Origin of the sequence: Halorubrum miltondacostae, from assembly GCF_041379815.1 — an archaeon.
GTDB lineage: Archaea > Halobacteriota > Halobacteria > Halobacteriales > Haloferacaceae > Halorubrum > Halorubrum miltondacostae.
Map to the genome: position 1 here is coordinate 432,422 of NZ_JBEDNY010000002.1, position 17,320 is coordinate 449,741.

Sequence of the window (17,320 nt, forward strand, 5' to 3'; positions counted from 1 at the left end):
CTCTATCCCGGTGATCGATCATGACTCCCTTACAGGCGGCCACCCGCGAGACGTTCTGGACCATCGGTCCGATGGGGAAGGCCGCGTTCTACTGGCTCGCCGCCGTCGCGGTCCTCGTCTTCCTGTACGGCGTGTACGCGCGGTTCGCGGCGTACGCGCGCGGGAGCGCGGACCCCCGCGACCGGCTGTCGAACCTCCCCGGCCGGGTGGTCGGGGCGACGAAGACCGTCCTCACGAACGAGAACCAGTTCGACGGGGACCTCTACACCGGCGTGATGCACACCTTCGTGCTGTGGGGCTTCCTCACCCTGCTCGTCGCGACGACCATCCTCGGGATCGATATCGACGTTTACCGCCCGCTCACGGGGGAGTCGTTCTGGGTCGGGGACTTCTACCTCGCCTACCAGTTCGCCGTCGACGCGTTCGGGCTGCTGTTCGTTGTCGGCGTCGGGATGGCGGGGTACCGCCGCTACCGGACCCGTGAGGGGCGGCTGTGGAGCAAACACTCCTCCTTCGAGGACGCGGCGTTCCTCTGGACTCTCTTCCTGCTCGGCGTCGGCGGCTTCGTCGTCGAGGGCGTGAGCATGGTCGGTCAGCCGCAGCGGGCGACCGAGACGGTGAGCTTCGTCGGGATGGCGCTCGCGACCGCATTCCAGACGGCCGGGCTCACGGCCGCGGGCGCCGAGGCGGCGTACGGCGTCCTCTGGTGGAGCCACTCGCTGCTGGCGTTCGCGTTCGTCGCGTGGATCCCGTACGCGAAGCCGTTCCACATGCTCTCGTCGTTCGCGAACGTCGTCGCCCGCGACGAGAAGGCGGGCGCGCGGCTCCCGAACGTCCCCGCCGACCTCGACCACACGAACGCGGAGTCGCTCGACGACTTCACGTGGAAGGAGCTGATGGACGGCGACGCGTGTACGAAGTGCGGGCGGTGTACCGACGCCTGCCCCGCCGACACGGTCGGCCGCAACCTCGACCCGCGGAACGTCATCCTCGACTTGAAGGCGTACCGTGAGTCGGTGAGCGACGACCCGGTGGCCGGCTCCGGCGGCGCGGTGGCGACGGACGGCGGGACCGCCGCCGACGGCGGCACCGTTCCCATCGTCGCCGACGAGGGCGGCGTCATCGACGCCGAGTCGATGGAGTCCTGTATGTCCTGTATGGCGTGTATGGACGCCTGCCCGGTCGACATCGAACACCTCACCTCCTTCACGAAGATGAACCGCCAACTCGTCGACGAGGGGGCGGTCGACTCGAACCTCCAAGACGTGTTCCAAGACGTGATGGGCAAGCGGAACACCTTCGGCGAGTCGCAGTCGAAGCGGGGCGACTGGGCCGACGACCTCGACGACGTTCCGGTCCCGGACGCCCGCGAGACCGAAGTGGAGTACCTCTGGTACGTCGGCGACTACCCGAGCTTCGACGACCGGAACAAGCAGGTGGCGCGGGCGCTCGCCCGCCTCTTCGACGAGGCCGACGTCTCGTTCGGCATCCTCTTCGACGACGAGAAGACGGACGGCAACGACATCCGCCGGATCGGCGAGGAGTTCCTCTACCTCGAGCTCGCCGGCCACCACGTCGAGACGTTCGCCGACTGCGAGTTCGAGAACATCGTCTGTACCGACCCACACTCGTACAACACGATCAAAAACGAGTACCCCGAGGTCGACTTCGCGGAGTTCGCGGACGACCCGATGATGCCCTTCGACCGCGAGGAGCCGTGGAACGCCGACGGCGCGGTCGACGTGTTCCACTGGACGCAGGTGGTCGAGGAGCTGGTGAGCGAGGGTCGGCTCGGCCTCTCCGGCGACGAGCTCGACTACACCGTCACCTACCACGACCCCTGTCACCTCGGGCGGTACAACGACGAGTACGAGGCCCCCCGCGAGCTGATCAGAGCGACCGGCGCCGACCTCCACGAGATGCCCCGGTCGCGGGACGACTCGTTCTGCTGCGGCGGCGGCGGCGGCGGGCTCTGGACCGAACACGAAGAAGAGGTCAAGCCGAGCGAGGAGCGCCTGCGCGAGGCGGTCGAAGACACGGACGCGGGCGCGGCCGTCGAGAAGTTCGTCGTCGCCTGTCCGATGTGTACGACGATGTTCGAGGACGGGCGGAAGACGGGGGACTTCGAGGACCAGATCGAGATCGTCGACGTGGCGGAGCTGCTGATCGAGGCGGTCGACGCCGGTCGCTGACGCTCGGCCGCTCCCGTTCGCGACCGGCGACCTACGCGCGCCGCGACTGCGCGCCCGCCTCGTCCGTGCGCCGCAACAGGGCCCGTCCGGGGGCGCGGTCGCGGACCGGCGCGTCGCCGAGGTAGTCGACGAGCGCGTCCCGGAGCAGGGCGACGCCCTCGTCGTCGAGCGCCGCGCCCCGCTCTATCGACTCGATCGGGCGGCGGTACGCGGCGTCCTCGTCGGTCGCGTTCCGCGCGGCGTCGAGGAGCGCGGCGTGAGCCACCCATGCCTCTTCCCGGGAAGCCGTCGGCGCCGGCGGCTCGTCTGTCGTGGGAGGGGTCATTCGTCCGGCTTCTCCCGGCACGGGTACTTAAAACCACGTCCCCGTTTGCGGTCGGAGCCGCCGCCGCGGGACCGTCTGAGCCTGTTCGCCTCCGTCTCACGGCCGCAGTCCGCAAAAGTATATAGCTCTATATAGAATATATACTGGCGCATAGCTTTACCCGGCCGTATGCGCCCCCCTGTACCGTTCATAGCATACTACTTAACCGGAACTCGCCCAGACACGGGTGATGGCTTCCAGCCACGACGCGGACACCGCGGCGATCACACGGCGGAAATCGCTCTCGGCGCTCGCCGGCGCGGGGGCGCTGGCCCTCGCCGGCTGTACGCAGAGCGGGAACGGCGGCGACGGCTCCGACGGCGGGGATGACTCGCTGTCGGGTCCGATCAACATCGCTGGCTCGAGCACCGTCTTCCCGCTGATGAGCGCCGTCATGGAGGACTTCGCCGCGGAGCACCCCGGCGTCGACCCCGACATCAGCCCCACGGGCTCGGGCGGCGGCTTCTCGAACTTCTTCTGTACGGGCGACACCGACTTCAACAACGCGAGCCGCCCGATCCAGCCCGAGGAGGAGGAGCTGTGCGCGGACAACGGCGTCGAGTACGTCGAGCTGATCGCGGCGACCGACGCGCTCACCGTCGTCGTCAACCCCGACGCCGACTGGATCGACTCGCTCACGACCGAGGAGCTCGCCCAGATCTGGAAGTCCGACCCCGCCCAGACGTGGGACGAGGTCCGCGACGAGTTCCCGAACGAGGAGATCGAGCGGTTCGGCGCGGCCGACACCTCCGGCACGTACGACTACTTCATCGAGGCGATCCTCGAAGATGAGGGCCACACCGGCGAGTACCAGGCGACCGAGCAGGACAACACGATCGCCCAGGGCGTCTCCGGGAGCGAGTACGCGATCGGCTACTTCGGCTTCGCGTACTACTTCCAGAACCCCGACCAGCTGAAGGCGCTCGGGATCGACGACGGCGACGGGCCAGTCGAGCCGAGCCTCGAGACCGCCTCCTCCGGCGAGTACACGCCGCTCTCCCGGCCGCTGTACACCTACGCGTCCATCTCCTCGCTGGCCGAGGAGCACATCGCGGAGTTCGCCCGCTACTTCGTCGAGCAGACGACGAACGAGGAGCTCGTCGCCAACGATGTCGGGTACGTGCCCGCGACCGAGGAGACGCAGGAAGCGCAACTGCAGAAGCTCGAAGACGCGATCGAACAGGCCCAGGGCTGAGCCGGCGCGATGAACCGGTGTATTGATTTACGACAGCGTTCGATACCCCACCGTTCGTGACTGACAGCACAGAGAGTCCGGACCTGACCCGGCGGGACGGGCTCAAACGACTGCGGGAGGGTACCTACGGCGGGCTGTTCGCGGCGTGTGCCGCGATCACGCTGCTCACGACGGCCGCGATCTTCGTCACGCTCCTGTCGGACGCGGTGGTGTTCTTCAGATCGATCTCGATACTCGAGTTCCTCACCGGGACCAACTGGAGCCCGAACCCGGCCGGCGGCGGCCAGGCGTTCGGTATCATCCCGCTCCTGATCGGGACGCTCGTCGTGACGATCACGGCGGCGCTCATCTCGATCCCGGTCGGAACGCTGACCGCCATCTACCTCAGCGAGTACGCCACGCCGAACGCCCGGTCGATCCTGAAACCCCTCCTGGAGATCCTCGCCGGCATCCCGACGGTCGTGTACGGGTACTTCGCGCTCGTGTACGTCACCCCGGCGCTGAAGGCGACGCTGTTCCCGGAGATGAGCACCTTCAACGCGCTGTCGGCGTCGATCATGGTCGGCATCATGACCATCCCGATGGTGTCGTCGATCTCCGAGGACGCGATGAGCGCCGTGCCGGACGAGCTCCGACAGGCCGGCTACGGGCTCGGCGCGACCAAGTTCGAGGTGTCGACCGGGATCGTCGTCCCGGCGTCGATCTCCGGGATCGCCTCCTCGTACATCCTCGCCGTCTCCCGCGCCATCGGCGAGACGATGATCGTCGTCGTCGCGATGGGCGCCCAGGCGCGGATGCCCGAAGTCCAGCAGGCGCTCTTCGGGATCCCCTTCGTCAACCCCGCCGACGTCCTCTTAGAGTCCGGGATGACCATCACCGTCGCGATGGTCCAGATCACCGGCGGCGACCTCACCGGCGGGACGCTCCCGTACAACTCGATGTTCGCGCTCGGCCTCGCGCTGTTCGCGGTCACGCTCGTTATGAACATACTCAGTGACATCATCGCGCAACGCTACCGGGAGGAGTACTGATGGCGACCGACAACGCGAACGCGGACGGGTTCGGCGAGGTCAGCCGGGTCCGCGGGATCGTCTTCGAGTACCTCTCGTTCGGCGCGAGCGTGTTCGGCCTCGTCGCCCTCGGCGTCCTGCTGGTGTACGTCGCCATCGACGCCTTCGACCTCGCGAACGCCAGCCCCGAGTGGCTGCTCACGTACTTCCTCACGCTCGTCGTGCCCTTCCTCGCGTTCTGCCTGTACAGCGCCAACGACCGCGAGGTCACCCGACGCGCGCTCGGTGCGCTCGGCGGTGGCCTTGTCGCCGTCGCCGCGCTGTTCACCGCGATTGAGGCGTTCATCGCACCGATCCCCCGACTCAACTGGCAGCTCGCGTATCTCTTCGTCGTCGCCGCACCGGTCTTGGCGTACCTCGCGTACGTCGGGAGCGGCGGCCGCGCCGGGGCGGTCGGCTTCGGGCTCCTCGGTCGGCTCGTCGGCGGGGCCGCTATCGGGCTCGCGGTCGGCACGCTGTTCCTCGTGTTCGACCCGCTGCTGTGGTTCCTCGCGTACACGCTCGGCGTCCTCCCGGCCGTCGGGCTGTACGCGATCGGCGGGCGTCGATCGACCCCCCGGGCGCAGACCGCGGCGGTCCCGGTCGCCCTCGCCGGGCTGATCGCCGCGGTGGTCCTCCGCGACGTGGTCGCCACGTACCCTTCCGACGTCCTCATTTACCTCTGGACGGTTGCGGTCCCGGTCGCGGCCGCCGGGGGGCTCCTCGTCGCCGAGCGCAGCGGTCGCACCGTCGCGGCCCTCGTCGCCGGCCTCCCGCTCGCCGTCGCGACCGCCGGCGGGTTTCTCGCCGCTGGCGTCGGGCTCCCGGGCCCCACGGTCCTCCTCGTCCTCGTCCTGACCGGCGTGCCGACCGCGGTGTACGTCTCGCGCGTGGTCGACGCCGGCGAGGGGCTCGTCGGCCTCGGGCTCCCGCTCCTCCTCGGCGCGGGCGTGATCGCCGGAGCCCTGATTGTCGAGGCGTGGGGCGTCCCGGCCCCCGACCCGTGGCTCGACGGGTCGTTTATCACGAACGCACCGTCTCGGACGCCGACCGACGCGGGGCTGTACCCGGCCATCGTCGGCTCCGTCATCATCATCGCGCTGGTCGCCGTGCTGTCGTTCGCCCTCGGTGTCGGCACGTCCGTCTTCCTCGAGGAGTACACCCCGGGAAGCGGGCCGCTCGGAACGCTGACGCGGATCCTTCAGGTAAACATCGCGAACCTCGCGGCGGTCCCGTCGGTCGTCTACGGGCTGCTCGGCTTGGGGCTGTTCGCGAACCTCCTCGGGCTCGGCATCGGGACGGCGGTGACGGCGGCGCTGACGCTCTCGCTGCTCATCCTCCCGATCACGATCATCTCCGCGCAGGAGGCGATCCGGTCGGTGCCGGACGACCTCCGGCGCGGCTCCGACGCCATGGGCGCGACGCGCTGGCAGACGACGAAGAACGTCGTGCTCCCCGAGGCGATGCCGGGCATCCTCACGGGGACGATCCTCGCGCTCGGTCGGGCCATCGGGGAGACTGCGCCGCTGATCATGATCGGCGCGGCGACGACGGTGTTCCGAGCGCCGGACAGCCTGTTCAGCCGGTTCAGCGCCATGCCGATGCAGATCTACACGTGGGCCGGCCTCCCGCAGGCCGACTTCCGGTACGGCGTCGTCGCCGCAGGCGTTATCACGCTGCTTCTCATCCTCGTCGGCATGAACGGGACGGCGATTCTGCTGCGTAACCGCGCGGAACGAGGGAGCTAACATGAGTAACACCAGATCAGACGACTCGCTCATCACGACGGAGGTACAGGCGGACTCGAACGACGACCGGGCGGCGACGACCGCCGGCACCGCGGTGGCGGCGCGGAACCTGAACGTCTACTACGGCGACGAGCAGGCGATCGACGACGTGACGATGGAGATCCCCGAGAAGCGCGTCACCGCGCTCATCGGCCCCTCCGGCTGCGGGAAGTCGACGTTCCTTCGGTGTATCAACCGGATGAACGACATGATCGAGATCTGCCGGGTCGACGGCGACGTCGAGTTCGGCGGCAAGAACGTGTACGACGCCGACGTCGATCCCGTCGCGCTCCGCCGCAAGATCGGGATGGTGTTCCAGAAGCCGAACCCGTTCCCGAAGTCGATCCGCGACAACGTCGCGTACGGGCTAAAGATCCAGGGGTTCGACGGCGACGTCGACGAGCGCGTCGAGGAGTCGCTGAAGGGCGCGGCGCTGTGGGACGAGGTGAAAGACCAGCTCGACTCCTCAGGGCTCGAACTCTCCGGCGGGCAACAGCAGCGGCTCTGTATCGCCCGCGCCATCGCGCCGGACCCGGAGGTCATCCTGATGGACGAGCCGACCTCCGCGCTGGACCCGGTCGCGGCCTCGAAGATCGAGGACCTCATCGACGACCTCGCGGAGGAGTACACGGTCATCATCGTCACGCACAACATGCAGCAGGCGGCGCGGATCTCCGACCGGACCGCCGTGTTCCTCACCGGCGGCGAGCTGGTCGAGTACGACGACACCGCGAAGATCTTCGAGGACCCCGAAGAGCAGCGCGTCGAGGACTACATCACGGGCAAGTTCGGATAGCGTTCCTCGACAGTCGCTCGGAGATCCGGAACGCCCCTCGACGCGATGCGGTCGCCACGTGTTGCGGGCGCCGTACGGCGGACCGACGCAGCGCCGACCGCCTCGGCCCGACTTTCCGGAATCACTAATCGGCTCCGTGCGCACCGATCGCACGGTGACGATACTCTCCGAACTCATCGGCGACCAGTCGCTTGTCGTCTGGGTCGCGCTCGGCCTGACCGGCTTCCTGTTAACCTGGAAGGGCGCGAACGTCGTCGAGTCCACGACCTCGAAGATCAGCGACCACTTCGGCGTCTCGCAGGCGATCCAAGGCGGTCTGATCGTCGCGGCCGCGACGTCGTTCCCCGAGCTCGCGATCATCGTGATCTCCGTCCTGGTCCTCGGCGAGTTCGGCGTCGGCGCCGGCGCGCTCATCGGCACGGCGGTGTTCAACATCTTGGTCATCCCGGCCGCCGTCGCCATCACCAGCGGCGACACGACGACGACGCAGGGGATCGTCTACCGCGACGCCATCTTCTACACCGTCGCGGTGCTCGCGCTCTTCGGCGTGATCGCCCTCGGCGTCCTCGGCACCGACGGGCGGGAGCTCGCTCGGATCACGCCGCAGATGGGCGTCGGACTCCTGGTGCTGTACGGCGTGTACGTCGTCCTGCTCGTCGGCGGCAAGAGCGGCGCGTCGGACCGGACGCGGGCGGAGTCGACGAACGTCCCGAAGCAGCTCGGCCTGTTCGCGGGCGGGCTGGCCGTCGTGCTCGTCGGCGTCGAGTCGATGATCGGCATGACGCTTCAGGTCGCCGACGCGCTCGGCGCGCCGCCGTTCCTGATCTCCGTGACCGTGCTGTCTGTGCTGAGTTCGTTCCCGGACCTCCTCGTCGGCGTGAAGATGGGACAGGCGGGCGACAAGCGGGCGGCCGTCGCGAACGTCTTCGGGACGAACACGTTCAATCTCGTCGCGGCGCTGCCGATCGGCGTCATCCTCGCCGGCGGCGTGTCGATCGGGTTCCTCACCTCCGTCCCCCTACTCTTGTTCCTATTTTATACGACGCTCGTCGTCGTGGTGCTGTCCGCGACGGACTTCGAGATCTCCACCGAGGAGGGGTACGTCTTCCTCGCGATGTACGCCGTGTTCCTCGGGTGGATGACGGCCGAGGCGCTCGGGATCACCGCCTTCCTGACCGAGTCGACGCTCCGGACGATCGTCAGCTGACCGGCCCGCAGTCCCGGGGTCGGTCCGCGGCGGTCGGCTACGCCGTCCGTACCCGGACCTCGATCCCGTCGGCGTCGGTGACGGCGATCCCGTCTCCGCGCTCCGTGACGGCGAACTCGACGTCGCGCTCGGCCGCGACCGCGTCGAGTCGCGCCCGTACCGCGTCGAGCGCCCCCGCGTCGGGGACAACGACCTCGAACCACGCCAGCCCCCGTCCCGCCGCCGGCGTCGTCCGCCCCCGCCACGTGTTCGCGCCGAGGTGGTGGTGGTAGCCGCCGGCCGCGACGAACCGGACGTCCGGCCCGCGCATTCCGGTCTCGAAGCCGAGCCCCTCGACGTACACCGCCTCGAACGCCGACAGCGAGGTCACTTCGAGGTGGACGTGCCCCACATCGGTGTCGAGCGGCGCGCGGTCGACGAGGCCAGACTCGCCCGCGGCCGCGGCGACGCTCTCGACGTCGAGCGGGTCGGTCGCCATCCGCACCGACCCGTCCCCGTCGGTCGGCCACGCGTCGCGGGGGCGGTCGCGGTATATCTCCACGCCGTTCCCCTCGGGGTCGTCGAGGTACAGCGCCTCGCTGACGAGGTGGTCGGACGCGCCGTCGAGCCGCCAGCGCTCGCGCACGCGTCCCAGCGCCTCCCCGAGTGCGGCCCGCGTTGGCACCCGGAACGCGGTGTGAAAGAGGCCGGCGTCGGTCCGGTTCCTGGCGGGGCGGTCGGCGTCGCGTCTCAGGACGAGCAGGACGGACCCGTCGACCCCGAGCGCGGCGCGCTCCTCATCGCGGTCAAGGACGGAGAGCCCCACCACGTCCCGGTAGAACGCGGTCGTCTCGTCCAGGTCGACGACTCGGAGCGCCGCGCGACCGATCCGCGTCTCGGCGGGGAGCCGACCGGAGTGGGCGTCGTCGGTCATGCGACGTCCGACGGTCGCCGCCGCGTTCAACGCGTCGGTCGCGGATCCCGCTCGCCCTGACCGCGCAGCGCGGAGCCGGACCGACGCCGAGCGAACCTTCCTGTTCTTCCGTTAGAATCAAACCGACACGCGACTCATCGTATGGCATGAGCGCCGAACAGCAGGAACGGGCCGTCCGGTGTCTGGTCGCGAAGGTCGGGCTCGACGGCCACGACCGGGGCGCACACGTGATCGCGCGGGCGTTCCGCGACGCCGGCTTCGAGGTCGTCTACTCCGGGCTCCACCGGGCCCCGGAGGACATCGTCCAGGCGGCGGTCCAGGAGGACGTCGACGTGCTCGGCATCTCGATCCTCTCGGGCGCGCACAACACGCTCATCCCGAAGGTTATCGAGGGGCTCAAAGAGTACGACGCGTTCGACGACACGCTGGTCCTCGTCGGCGGGATCGTCCCGGACGAGGACGAGGCCGACCTGAAGGAGCTCGGCGTCGCCGAGGTGTTCGGCCCCGGGACGCCGATGGAGGAGACGATCGAGTTCATCCGGAACAACGTCCCGGAGCGCGCGTAGATGGGCGGGCCGGACGCACCCGCGTTCGCCGACGCCCCGACGCTTTCCGACGCGGACGCCGCGCTCGTCGAGGACCTCCTCTCCGGGAGCCACCGCGCCCTCGCCCGCGTGATCACGAAGATCGAGAACCGGACTCCCGGGTACCGGGCGATCGTCTCCGCGCTCCACGAGCACACCGGCGGCGCGGACGTGATCGGGATCACGGGCTCGCCCGGCGCGGGGAAGTCGACGCTCGTCGACAAGCTGGCGGCGACCTACCGCGAGCGCGGCGACACGGTCGGCGTGATCGCGGTCGACCCCTCCTCGCCGTACACCGGCGGCGCCGTCCTCGGCGACCGCATCCGGATGGGGTCGAACGTCGGCGACATGGACGTGTTCTTCCGCTCGATGAGCGCGCGCGGCCAGCTTGGGGGCCTCTCGACCGCGACCGCGGACGCGGTGAAGGCGCTCGACGCGTTCGGGAAGGACATCGTCGTGCTGGAGACCGTCGGCGCCGGCCAGAACGAGGTCGACGTGGTCCGCACGGCCGACACGGTCGCGGTGCTGGTCCAGCCCGGCTCCGGCGACGACGTCCAGACGCTGAAGGCCGGCATCCTCGAGATCGGCGACGTCTTCGTCGTCAACAAGGCCGACATGGACGGCGCACAGCGGACCGTCGCCGAGCTAGAGGAGATGGTCCACCGCCGCGAGGGGGGCACGACGGGCCGCGGTGCCGGCCACCACGGCGCGACCCCGACGGCCCCGACCGGCGGCGGTCACGCGGCGGAGTCTCACGACGGCGGTCACGCGGCGGCCGAGGGGGACCGCTCTGGGGACGCCGCCGACTCGTGGACGCCCGAGGTGTTAGAGACCGTCGCGAACAGCGGCGACGGCGTCGACTCGCTGATCGAGGCGTTCGACGCGCACGCGACGTACCTGCGCGACTCCGGCGAGATCGAGACGACCGAGCGACGCCGGTACGCCGAGGAGATCCGGACGCTCGTGCGGGCGGACGTGGGAGCGCTCGCGACCGCCGAGATCGAGCGTCGCGGCGGGATCGACCGCCTCGCGGAGCGGGTCCGTGACCGTGAGACCGACCCGTACGCTGTCGCGGAGGCGATCGTGGGGCCGATCGCCGACTGCGTCGACGACGCGACCGACGGCGACCGCGACGACTGATTACGGAGCTCCGACGGCGGCCGCAGCGATCGTCTACGCCCCTCGACGGTGACCGCGGCGATCGTCCGCGGCTCCCGACGACGACCGCGGAATCGATCCCACCGTACCGCCGCGTCCCACGGGTATAAGTCGCCAGCGAACCAACAGTTTCGCATGAAGCTCAGGAACCTCCTCGGAAGCGCCGCCCTCGGCGTCGGCGCGATCGCCGCCATCAACACCGGCCTCCAATACGAGGGCGAACTGGAGTCACCGCTCGACGGCGACGACGGCACCTTCCGCTGGCGCGGGATGAACGTCGCCTACACCGAGGCGGGCGACCCGGACGACCGGACGCTCGTGTTGCTCCACGGGATCAACGCCGCCGGGTCCTCCGGCGAGTGGCGCGCGGTGTTCGACGACCTGGCGGCCGACTACCACGTCGTCGCGCCCGACTTCCCCGGGTACGGGCGCTCCGACCGGCCGCCGCTGCGGTACTCCGCCGCGCTGTACGAGGACTTCGTCCACGACTTCCTCGCCGAGTTTGACGAGGCGGCCGTCGTCGCCTCCTCGCTGTCGGCCGCGTACGCGGCCGCCGCGGTCGACGACGCGGGCGGCGGCGTCGAGCTGAGCGGGTTCCTCGGGGTCTGCCCGACCGCGACCGCCGGGCCGAGCCCGGCGAAGGGGTGGCTCCGCGAACTGCTCCGCGCGCCCCTCGTCGGGCGGGCGCTGTTCAACGTCATCACGTCGAAGCCGTCGATCCGCTACTTCAACGCCGACCACGGCTACGACGACCCCGCGAACCCGAGCGCGGAGTGGACCGACTACGAGTGGCGCACGACCCACGTCGAGAACGCGCGGTTCGCGCCCGCGTCGTTCGTCTCCGGCACGCTCAACAGCGAGATCGACCTCGCCGCGGCGCTCGCCGACTTCGACGTGCCGCCGACGATCGTCTGGGGCCGGGAGGCGACCGTCAGCCCCCTGACGGACGGCCGCGAGCTCGCCGACGCGGCGGACGCGCGGCTCGTCGTCTTCGACCGCGCGCGGCTACTCCCGCACGTCGAACACCCCGACCGCTTCGTCGAGACGGTCGAGGAGGCGCTCGTCGCCGGCGCGACGGCGTAGCGACCGGTCTCACCTGCGATTCTCAGTCCTGAACATCGAACGATCACGGATAAGTACGCCACTCGTCGAGGGCTCGCTATGACGGACACGTTTCGCCTCCTGTGCGTCGACGACGAACCGGGGTTGGCCGGGCTCGTGGCGACGTACCTCGAACGAGACGACGACCTCGACTGCGAGACTGCGGTCGAGACGGACCCCCGCGAGGCGCTCCGCCGCGTCGAGCGCGAGTCGTTCGACTGCGTCGTCAGCGACTACGACATGCCCGGCCTGACGGGCGTCGAACTGCTCTCGGCGGCGCGCGAGGTCGAACCGGAGCTCCCGTTCCTGCTCTTCTCGGCGACCAGGCCTGACGAGATCGCGGCCGAGATGGTCCGCGCGGGCGTCAGCGACTACGTCTCGAAGCACGGGGGAGCTGACGGCTACACCGCGCTGCTCCGGCGCGTCAAGCGCGCCGAAGCTGGCGAGTCCGGGCGCTTCGACGCCGGCTTCGAGGACGGTCGCCCCCGAGACGTCGCCCTCGACGGCGTCTGTACCGTGAGCCCGGACGGGACCTTCGAGTTCGTCGGGGAGGAGTACGGCGCCCTGTACGGGTACGACCCCGAGGAGCTCGAGGGCGAACCGTGGCAGCGGGTCCACCCGGACCCCGAGGTCGAGCACATCCGCACGCACATCATCCCGGCCGTGACCGAAGGAGAGCGATGGAGCGGGACGAGCACGGGGCTCCGAGCGGACGGAAGCCGCTTCGCCGAGTCGAAGATGGTCAGCACCACCGCCGACGACCGGTTGGTCATCTCGGTGTCGCCGCTCGACACCGTCGCGCGCGCGGCCGACGACTGAGCCGAGCCCGCCTCTGCCGACGGTCTCTCACTCGTCGCGGCGGACGTACAGCGTCTTCTCGCAGGCGGCGTGGACCCTCCCGCCCTCGTCGACGAGCGAGACGAGGTACTCGCGGTCGGTCGACTCGCCCGCGTCGAGTTCCTCGCGGATCGACTCGGTCTCTGCCGCCGGGAGCTCGAACTCGGCGTACAGCGTGTCGCGCCCGGGCTCGATGAACTCAAGCGCGGCCGACTTGTCCCACACCGTGAACTCGTCGCCGAGGACCCGGCGGAGCATCATCATGTACACCGGGTCGACGGCGGCGTAGATGCTGCCGCCGAAGATGGTGCCGACCGCGTTGCGGGTGCGCCAGTTCAACGGGACCCGGATCCGAACGTACCGCCAGCCGGCGGCGATGTGGTCGACCCGGGCCCCGGTGCCCCGGTACGCGGGGAGGAGGTTGAACCCGTATCGCCAGAGCCGCGTCCGGCGGCTCTCCGCCGGTGGGTTCTCTCGCAGGGGTCGCAGGTCGGGGTCGCGGTCGACCCCGGTCGGGGAATCGCTCACGGCGATCCGCGGCGGGCCGGCGACAAACCGGTGTCGGAACCGGCGACAACCGACCGGCGGTTGTCCGGCGCGACCGTCCGACGGAGCCCGAAACGGGTATCCCCGCGCGACCGCAACCCGACACCGATGGAGTGCGACAAGTGCGGGGCCGACGCGATCCACCACGCCGCCTACTCCGGGGCCCACTTCTGTGGCGAACACCTCCGGCAGTCGGTCGAGAAGCGCGTGAAGCGTCGGGTCCGCGACGACGGCCTCCTCGACCCGGACGCGACCCCCGATGACCCCGACCGCTGGGTGATCGGCCTCTCCGGCGGGAAAGACAGCGTCGCGCTGACGACGATCTTGGACGACGTGTTCGGTCGCGACCCCCGCGTCGAGATGCTCGCCTTGACAATCCACGAGGGGATCGAGGGATACCGCGACGCCAGTGTCGACGCCTGCGTGGAGCTAGCCGACGACCTCTCGATGCGCCACGAGCTCGTGTCTTACGAGGAGGAGTTCGGCGTTCGAATGGACGACGTGGTCGAGGACGACCCCGAGGACATGGCGGCGTGCGCGTACTGCGGCGTGTTCCGCCGCGACCTACTGGAGAACTACGCCGCCGAGTTCGACGCGGACAAGCTGCTTACCGGCCACAACCTCGACGACGAGGCACAGACCGCGATGATGAATTTCCTCGAGGGCGACGTCCGACAGGTCGCGAAACACTTCGACGCCTCGCTCGGCCCCTTCGACGAGCGCGGGGACACCGACGTGTTCGTCCCCCGCGCCAAGCCCCTCCGCGACGTGCCCGAGAAGGAGATCGCGCTGTACTGTCACGTCCGCGACCTCCCCACGCACATGGCGGAGTGCCCCCACGCCGAGGAGGCGTACCGCGGCGAGATCCAGTCGACGATCCACGCCTTGGAGGAGAACCATCCGGGCGCCCGTCACTCGATCATGGCCGGCTACGAGGAGTTGTCCGCGCTCGCGGCCGACGCCTACCGCGGGGACGGTGACGAGGGCGACGAGAACCCGGGTGTCTCGGAGTGCGAGCGCTGCGGCTCCAAGACGAGCCGCGATGTCTGCCGGAAGTGCCGACTGTTGGCGTCGATCGAAGCGGTGTAAGACACGCGTCGGCGCGCGAAAAAACGAACTGCGGTCAGTGTCCGGTCGGTCGAGGTCAGCGGATGACGTCGAGCCCGTTGTTCTTCTCGATCTGGTCGCTGCCGCCGTCGGACTCCCACGCGCTGCGGTCGCCGCCGCCGGAGACCGCCGGCTCGCCGCGGCCGCCCGCGGCCTCGTTCGCCTCGGCCGCCCGCGAGCGCGAGTCGCCGAGGTCCTCGCTGTTGACCGCGGCGCGGGACTTGTCGGCCTGCTTCTGGGTGGAGGGGCCGAGCACCTGCGCGCTCTGGACGCCCGTCATGATCGCCATGACGCGCACCTTGCCCTTGTACTCCTCCTGTATGCGCGCGCCCCAGATCACGTTGGCGCTCGCCTCCAGCCGCTCGGTGATGTTGTTCGCGATCCCCTCGGCCTCCTTCAGCGTGAGGTCCGGACCGCCCGTTATATGTACGAGCCCGCCGGAGGCCCCGCGGTAGTCGACGTCGAGTAGCGGGTGGTTCATCGCGTCGTTGACCACCTCTTGGGTCTTGTTCTTGTCCTGCGTCTCGCCGACGAGCATGACCGCGACGCCGCCCTGGTTCATGATCGTCGACATGTCCGCGTAGTCGAGGTTGATCAGGCTCGGCTGGGTGATCGTCTCGGAGATTCCCTTTACGGTCTCCGCGATGATCTGGTCCATCACGGAGAACGCCTTCCCAATCGGCAGGTTCGGGACGTAATCGAGGAGGCGGTTGTTGTCGAGGACGATGATCGAGTCGGCCTCGTTGCGGAGGTCTTCGAGCCCCTCCTCGGCTTTCACCGTGCGGGCGCGCTCGACGTTGAACGGCGTCGACACCATCCCAACGACGATGGCGCCCTGTTCTTTGGCGATCTTCGAGACCACCGGCGCCGCGCCGGTGCCCGTGCCGCCGCCCATACCGGCGGTGACGAAGACGAGGTCGGCGTCGCCGAGCACCTCTTTGATCGTCCCCTGGGCCATCTCCGTGGCGCGCTCGCCCATCTTGGGGTCGCCGCCGGCACCGAGCCCCTGCGTGAGCGACTTGCCCACGAGAATCTTGGTGTCGGCCTCGATCATCTTGAGGTGCTGTTTGTCCGTGTTGATAGCGACGGTGTCCGCGCCGTCGACGCCGATGTTATACAGGCGGTTGACCGTGTTGTTCCCGGCGCCGCCGGCACCGACGATGACGATCCGAGGGTCCCCGAACTCGTCGTCCATGTCGACGTCCATGTCGCGCTTCTCCGCTTCCGCGTTGTCGAGGGCGTCCTGAACGAGATCTTGCATTTGTTTACACCTTCGCCCAGCTGCGGTTGCGGCCGCGCTCGTCGCGCTCGCCGTCCTGTTCGTTCAACATATCGCGGACGGCCGACCGGATCGCCTCGCTCCGGTTCGGGAACTCGCCCGTCTCCACCATCTGTTCGACCTCGTCGATCTGCTGTTTCGGAATTCGTAGTGTCACACGCTCCATTGTATTCCCCCGGTAAGACGGCGTCCACGCGACGCGTGTGTCTTACAATTCGGCGTCGTCCGGGAACGGGATCTCGCCCCGCTCCGGACGGCCGCTGTAAGACGACCGTCTTACGCAACTTGAATCACCGAGGCTATTCATATAAAGCTATCGGCAGTTGTAAGACAAACACCGCGTTTGTCGTATACAGGCGCTTACAACCTGTTATCTGTCTTTCAAGACGTCTGCCGCCGGGGTTCGACGCCCACAGCCCGGGCAGAACGCCCAGTCGGTCCGGAGCTCGTCGCCGCACTCGCAGAACGCCCGGTGCGACTGCTTCTCGCCGCAGTTCGGGCAGTAGACGTGCTCTCTGGGCACCGTCTCGCCGCAGCCGCCGCAGGCGCTCTCGCGCGGTTGCGCGCCCGGGCCGCTCCCCGCGCTCGCGTCCGTCTTATGCGCGCTCGACTCCGCGTCGTCGGCCGTCTCACCCGTCACACGGACCGCCTCATCCGCGTCGGTCGGTTCGGCTGACGGCGCGTCGAGCGTGACGTTTACGTTGACGTCGCTGGGTGCTCCGTGCGGGTATACGGGCGCCGCGGCACCGCCCGCCGGGCCGATCCGCTCGTCGAGCGCCGCGTCGAGTCGCTCCACGATCAGCTCGTCGACGCGGTCAGCGAGGGCGTCGTCGACGCTCTCGTTCGAGGCGTCGGACGCGTCGGACGCGCTCGCCCCCGCCTCGGCCCCATCGAGGTGCGCTCGGAGCGCCTCCCGCATCACCTCGCTCTTGGAGGCGTCACACGCTTCCAAGCGGTCGACGAGGTCGTCGTCCGCCCGAAAGGTGATCTTGCTCATACCCAACAGATCCGGCGGTCGGTACTAGTATCTTCCCCCATCGTCTGACACGTTTCACAGTTCAGATACATTCGGTCGGACACGGACGGATTCCGCGCCGACGCCCGCCGAACTCCGCCGGCGCGGGCCGAATCCCGCCGCGGGCGCCCGAATCGTGGTAATTGGTCACACGTGTGTCTGACGCAGATTTATACGCGTCGCGCGAGCA

The 17,320-nt window shown here is 69.1% G+C and carries 17 protein-coding genes; 11 read left to right on the forward strand and 6 right to left on the reverse strand.

Annotation, left to right across the window (positions count from 1 at the left end; translation table 11 throughout):
• Positions 1–20: 20 nt before the first annotated feature.
• Positions 21–2,192: a (Fe-S)-binding protein gene (locus ABNG04_RS07720; protein ID WP_371161485.1), complete on the forward strand. Its 2,172-nt coding sequence runs from the start codon at positions 21–23 to the stop codon at positions 2,190–2,192.
• A gap of 31 nt (positions 2,193–2,223) precedes the next feature.
• Here the strand turns inward: ABNG04_RS07720 and ABNG04_RS07725 are convergent, their stop codons facing one another.
• Entirely contained in the window at positions 2,224–2,517 is a 294-nt protein-coding gene (locus ABNG04_RS07725) for a DUF7853 family protein (RefSeq protein WP_371161487.1), read from the reverse strand.
• 229 nt (positions 2,518–2,746) lie between these two features.
• Between ABNG04_RS07725 and ABNG04_RS07730 the strand changes: the two genes are divergently transcribed.
• The 5 genes from ABNG04_RS07730 (at position 2,747) to ABNG04_RS07750 (ending at position 8,590) form a co-directional block, all read left to right on the forward strand.
• Entirely contained in the window at positions 2,747–3,751 is a 1,005-nt protein-coding gene (locus ABNG04_RS07730; protein WP_371161488.1) for a PstS family phosphate ABC transporter substrate-binding protein, read from the forward strand.
• 56 nt (positions 3,752–3,807) lie between these two features.
• On the forward strand, positions 3,808–4,782 hold the full coding sequence (gene pstC / locus ABNG04_RS07735; protein WP_371161490.1) for a phosphate ABC transporter permease subunit PstC: 975 nt from the start codon (positions 3,808–3,810) through the stop codon (positions 4,780–4,782).
• Positions 4,782–6,548, forward strand: a complete 1,767-nt coding sequence (gene pstA, locus ABNG04_RS07740) for a phosphate ABC transporter permease PstA (RefSeq protein ID WP_371161492.1) — start codon at positions 4,782–4,784, stop codon at positions 6,546–6,548. The genes pstC and pstA overlap by 1 nt, the downstream gene beginning before the upstream one ends.
• 1 nt (position 6,549) lies before the next feature.
• Positions 6,550–7,383, forward strand: a complete 834-nt coding sequence (gene pstB / locus ABNG04_RS07745) for a phosphate ABC transporter ATP-binding protein PstB (protein WP_371161494.1) — start codon at positions 6,550–6,552, stop codon at positions 7,381–7,383.
• A gap of 154 nt (positions 7,384–7,537) precedes the next feature.
• On the forward strand, positions 7,538–8,590 hold the full coding sequence (locus ABNG04_RS07750; RefSeq protein ID WP_371161496.1) for a sodium:calcium antiporter: 1,053 nt from the start codon (positions 7,538–7,540) through the stop codon (positions 8,588–8,590).
• A gap of 37 nt (positions 8,591–8,627) precedes the next feature.
• On the opposite strand, the gene ABNG04_RS07755 is transcribed toward ABNG04_RS07750, so the two are convergent.
• Complete coding sequence (locus tag ABNG04_RS07755) at positions 8,628–9,503, reverse strand: VOC family protein (RefSeq protein ID WP_371161498.1); 876 nt, start codon at positions 9,501–9,503, stop codon at positions 8,628–8,630.
• A 146-nt stretch (positions 9,504–9,649) separates the two neighbouring features.
• Between ABNG04_RS07755 and ABNG04_RS07760 the strand changes: the two genes are divergently transcribed.
• The 4 genes from ABNG04_RS07760 (at position 9,650) to ABNG04_RS07775 (ending at position 13,165) form a co-directional block, all read left to right on the forward strand.
• The gene (locus ABNG04_RS07760; RefSeq protein WP_297887312.1) at positions 9,650–10,069 is read left to right on the forward strand and encodes a cobalamin B12-binding domain-containing protein; all 420 of its coding nucleotides are present in this window, start codon (positions 9,650–9,652) and stop codon (positions 10,067–10,069) included.
• On the forward strand, positions 10,070–11,227 hold the full coding sequence (gene meaB / locus ABNG04_RS07765; RefSeq protein WP_371161500.1) for a methylmalonyl Co-A mutase-associated GTPase MeaB: 1,158 nt from the start codon (positions 10,070–10,072) through the stop codon (positions 11,225–11,227).
• A 153-nt stretch (positions 11,228–11,380) separates the two neighbouring features.
• The gene (locus ABNG04_RS07770) at positions 11,381–12,328 is read left to right on the forward strand and encodes an alpha/beta fold hydrolase (RefSeq protein ID WP_371161502.1); all 948 of its coding nucleotides are present in this window, start codon (positions 11,381–11,383) and stop codon (positions 12,326–12,328) included.
• A 78-nt stretch (positions 12,329–12,406) separates the two neighbouring features.
• A complete protein-coding gene (locus ABNG04_RS07775) occupies positions 12,407–13,165 on the forward strand; it encodes a response regulator (protein ID WP_371161504.1) in 759 nt (252 codons plus the stop codon).
• Positions 13,166–13,192: 27 nt separating this feature from the next.
• Here the strand turns inward: ABNG04_RS07775 and ABNG04_RS07780 are convergent, their stop codons facing one another.
• Positions 13,193–13,711 carry a DUF4442 domain-containing protein gene (locus ABNG04_RS07780; RefSeq protein ID WP_371161506.1) on the reverse strand — a complete coding sequence of 173 codons (519 nt, stop codon included), beginning with the start codon at positions 13,709–13,711 and terminating at the stop codon, positions 13,193–13,195.
• Between the two features lie 126 nt (positions 13,712–13,837).
• On the opposite strand from ABNG04_RS07780, the gene ncsA reads away from it, so the two are divergent.
• Positions 13,838–14,818: a tRNA 2-thiolation protein NcsA gene (gene ncsA / locus ABNG04_RS07785; RefSeq protein WP_371161508.1), complete on the forward strand. Its 981-nt coding sequence runs from the start codon at positions 13,838–13,840 to the stop codon at positions 14,816–14,818.
• A gap of 55 nt (positions 14,819–14,873) precedes the next feature.
• Here the strand turns inward: ncsA and ftsZ are convergent, their stop codons facing one another.
• The 3 genes from ftsZ to ABNG04_RS07800 form a co-directional block, all read right to left on the reverse strand.
• Entirely contained in the window at positions 14,874–16,097 is a 1,224-nt protein-coding gene (gene ftsZ / locus ABNG04_RS07790; protein WP_371161510.1) for a cell division protein FtsZ, read from the reverse strand.
• A gap of 4 nt (positions 16,098–16,101) precedes the next feature.
• A complete protein-coding gene (gene cdrS, locus ABNG04_RS07795; protein WP_006111915.1) occupies positions 16,102–16,281 on the reverse strand; it encodes a transcriptional regulator CdrS in 180 nt (59 codons plus the stop codon).
• Between the two features lie 204 nt (positions 16,282–16,485).
• The gene (locus ABNG04_RS07800; RefSeq protein WP_371161512.1) at positions 16,486–17,112 is read right to left on the reverse strand and encodes a double zinc ribbon domain-containing protein; all 627 of its coding nucleotides are present in this window, start codon (positions 17,110–17,112) and stop codon (positions 16,486–16,488) included.
• Between the last annotated feature and the right edge of the window lie 208 nt (positions 17,113–17,320).

Coding starts and splice junctions, on each gene's coding strand:
- ftsZ (WP_371161510.1), bottom strand. CDS start 16,097: ATGCAAGATCTCGTTCAGGACGCCCTCGACAACGCGGAAGCGGAGAAG.
- meaB (WP_371161500.1), top strand. CDS start 10,070: ATGGGCGGGCCGGACGCACCCGCGTTCGCCGACGCCCCGACGCTTTCC.
- ABNG04_RS07725 (WP_371161487.1), bottom strand. CDS start 2,517: ATGACCCCTCCCACGACAGACGAGCCGCCGGCGCCGACGGCTTCCCGG.
- ABNG04_RS07755 (WP_371161498.1), bottom strand. CDS start 9,503: ATGACCGACGACGCCCACTCCGGTCGGCTCCCCGCCGAGACGCGGATC.
- cdrS (WP_006111915.1), bottom strand. CDS start 16,281: ATGGAGCGTGTGACACTACGAATTCCGAAACAGCAGATCGACGAGGTC.
- ABNG04_RS07760 (WP_297887312.1), top strand. CDS start 9,650: ATGAGCGCCGAACAGCAGGAACGGGCCGTCCGGTGTCTGGTCGCGAAG.
- ABNG04_RS07720 (WP_371161485.1), top strand. CDS start 21: ATGACTCCCTTACAGGCGGCCACCCGCGAGACGTTCTGGACCATCGGT.
- ABNG04_RS07800 (WP_371161512.1), bottom strand. CDS start 17,112: ATGAGCAAGATCACCTTTCGGGCGGACGACGACCTCGTCGACCGCTTG.
- ABNG04_RS07730 (WP_371161488.1), top strand. CDS start 2,747: ATGGCTTCCAGCCACGACGCGGACACCGCGGCGATCACACGGCGGAAA.
- pstA (WP_371161492.1), top strand. CDS start 4,782: ATGGCGACCGACAACGCGAACGCGGACGGGTTCGGCGAGGTCAGCCGG.
- ABNG04_RS07770 (WP_371161502.1), top strand. CDS start 11,381: ATGAAGCTCAGGAACCTCCTCGGAAGCGCCGCCCTCGGCGTCGGCGCG.
- ABNG04_RS07775 (WP_371161504.1), top strand. CDS start 12,407: ATGACGGACACGTTTCGCCTCCTGTGCGTCGACGACGAACCGGGGTTG.
- ncsA (WP_371161508.1), top strand. CDS start 13,838: ATGGAGTGCGACAAGTGCGGGGCCGACGCGATCCACCACGCCGCCTAC.
- pstB (WP_371161494.1), top strand. CDS start 6,550: ATGAGTAACACCAGATCAGACGACTCGCTCATCACGACGGAGGTACAG.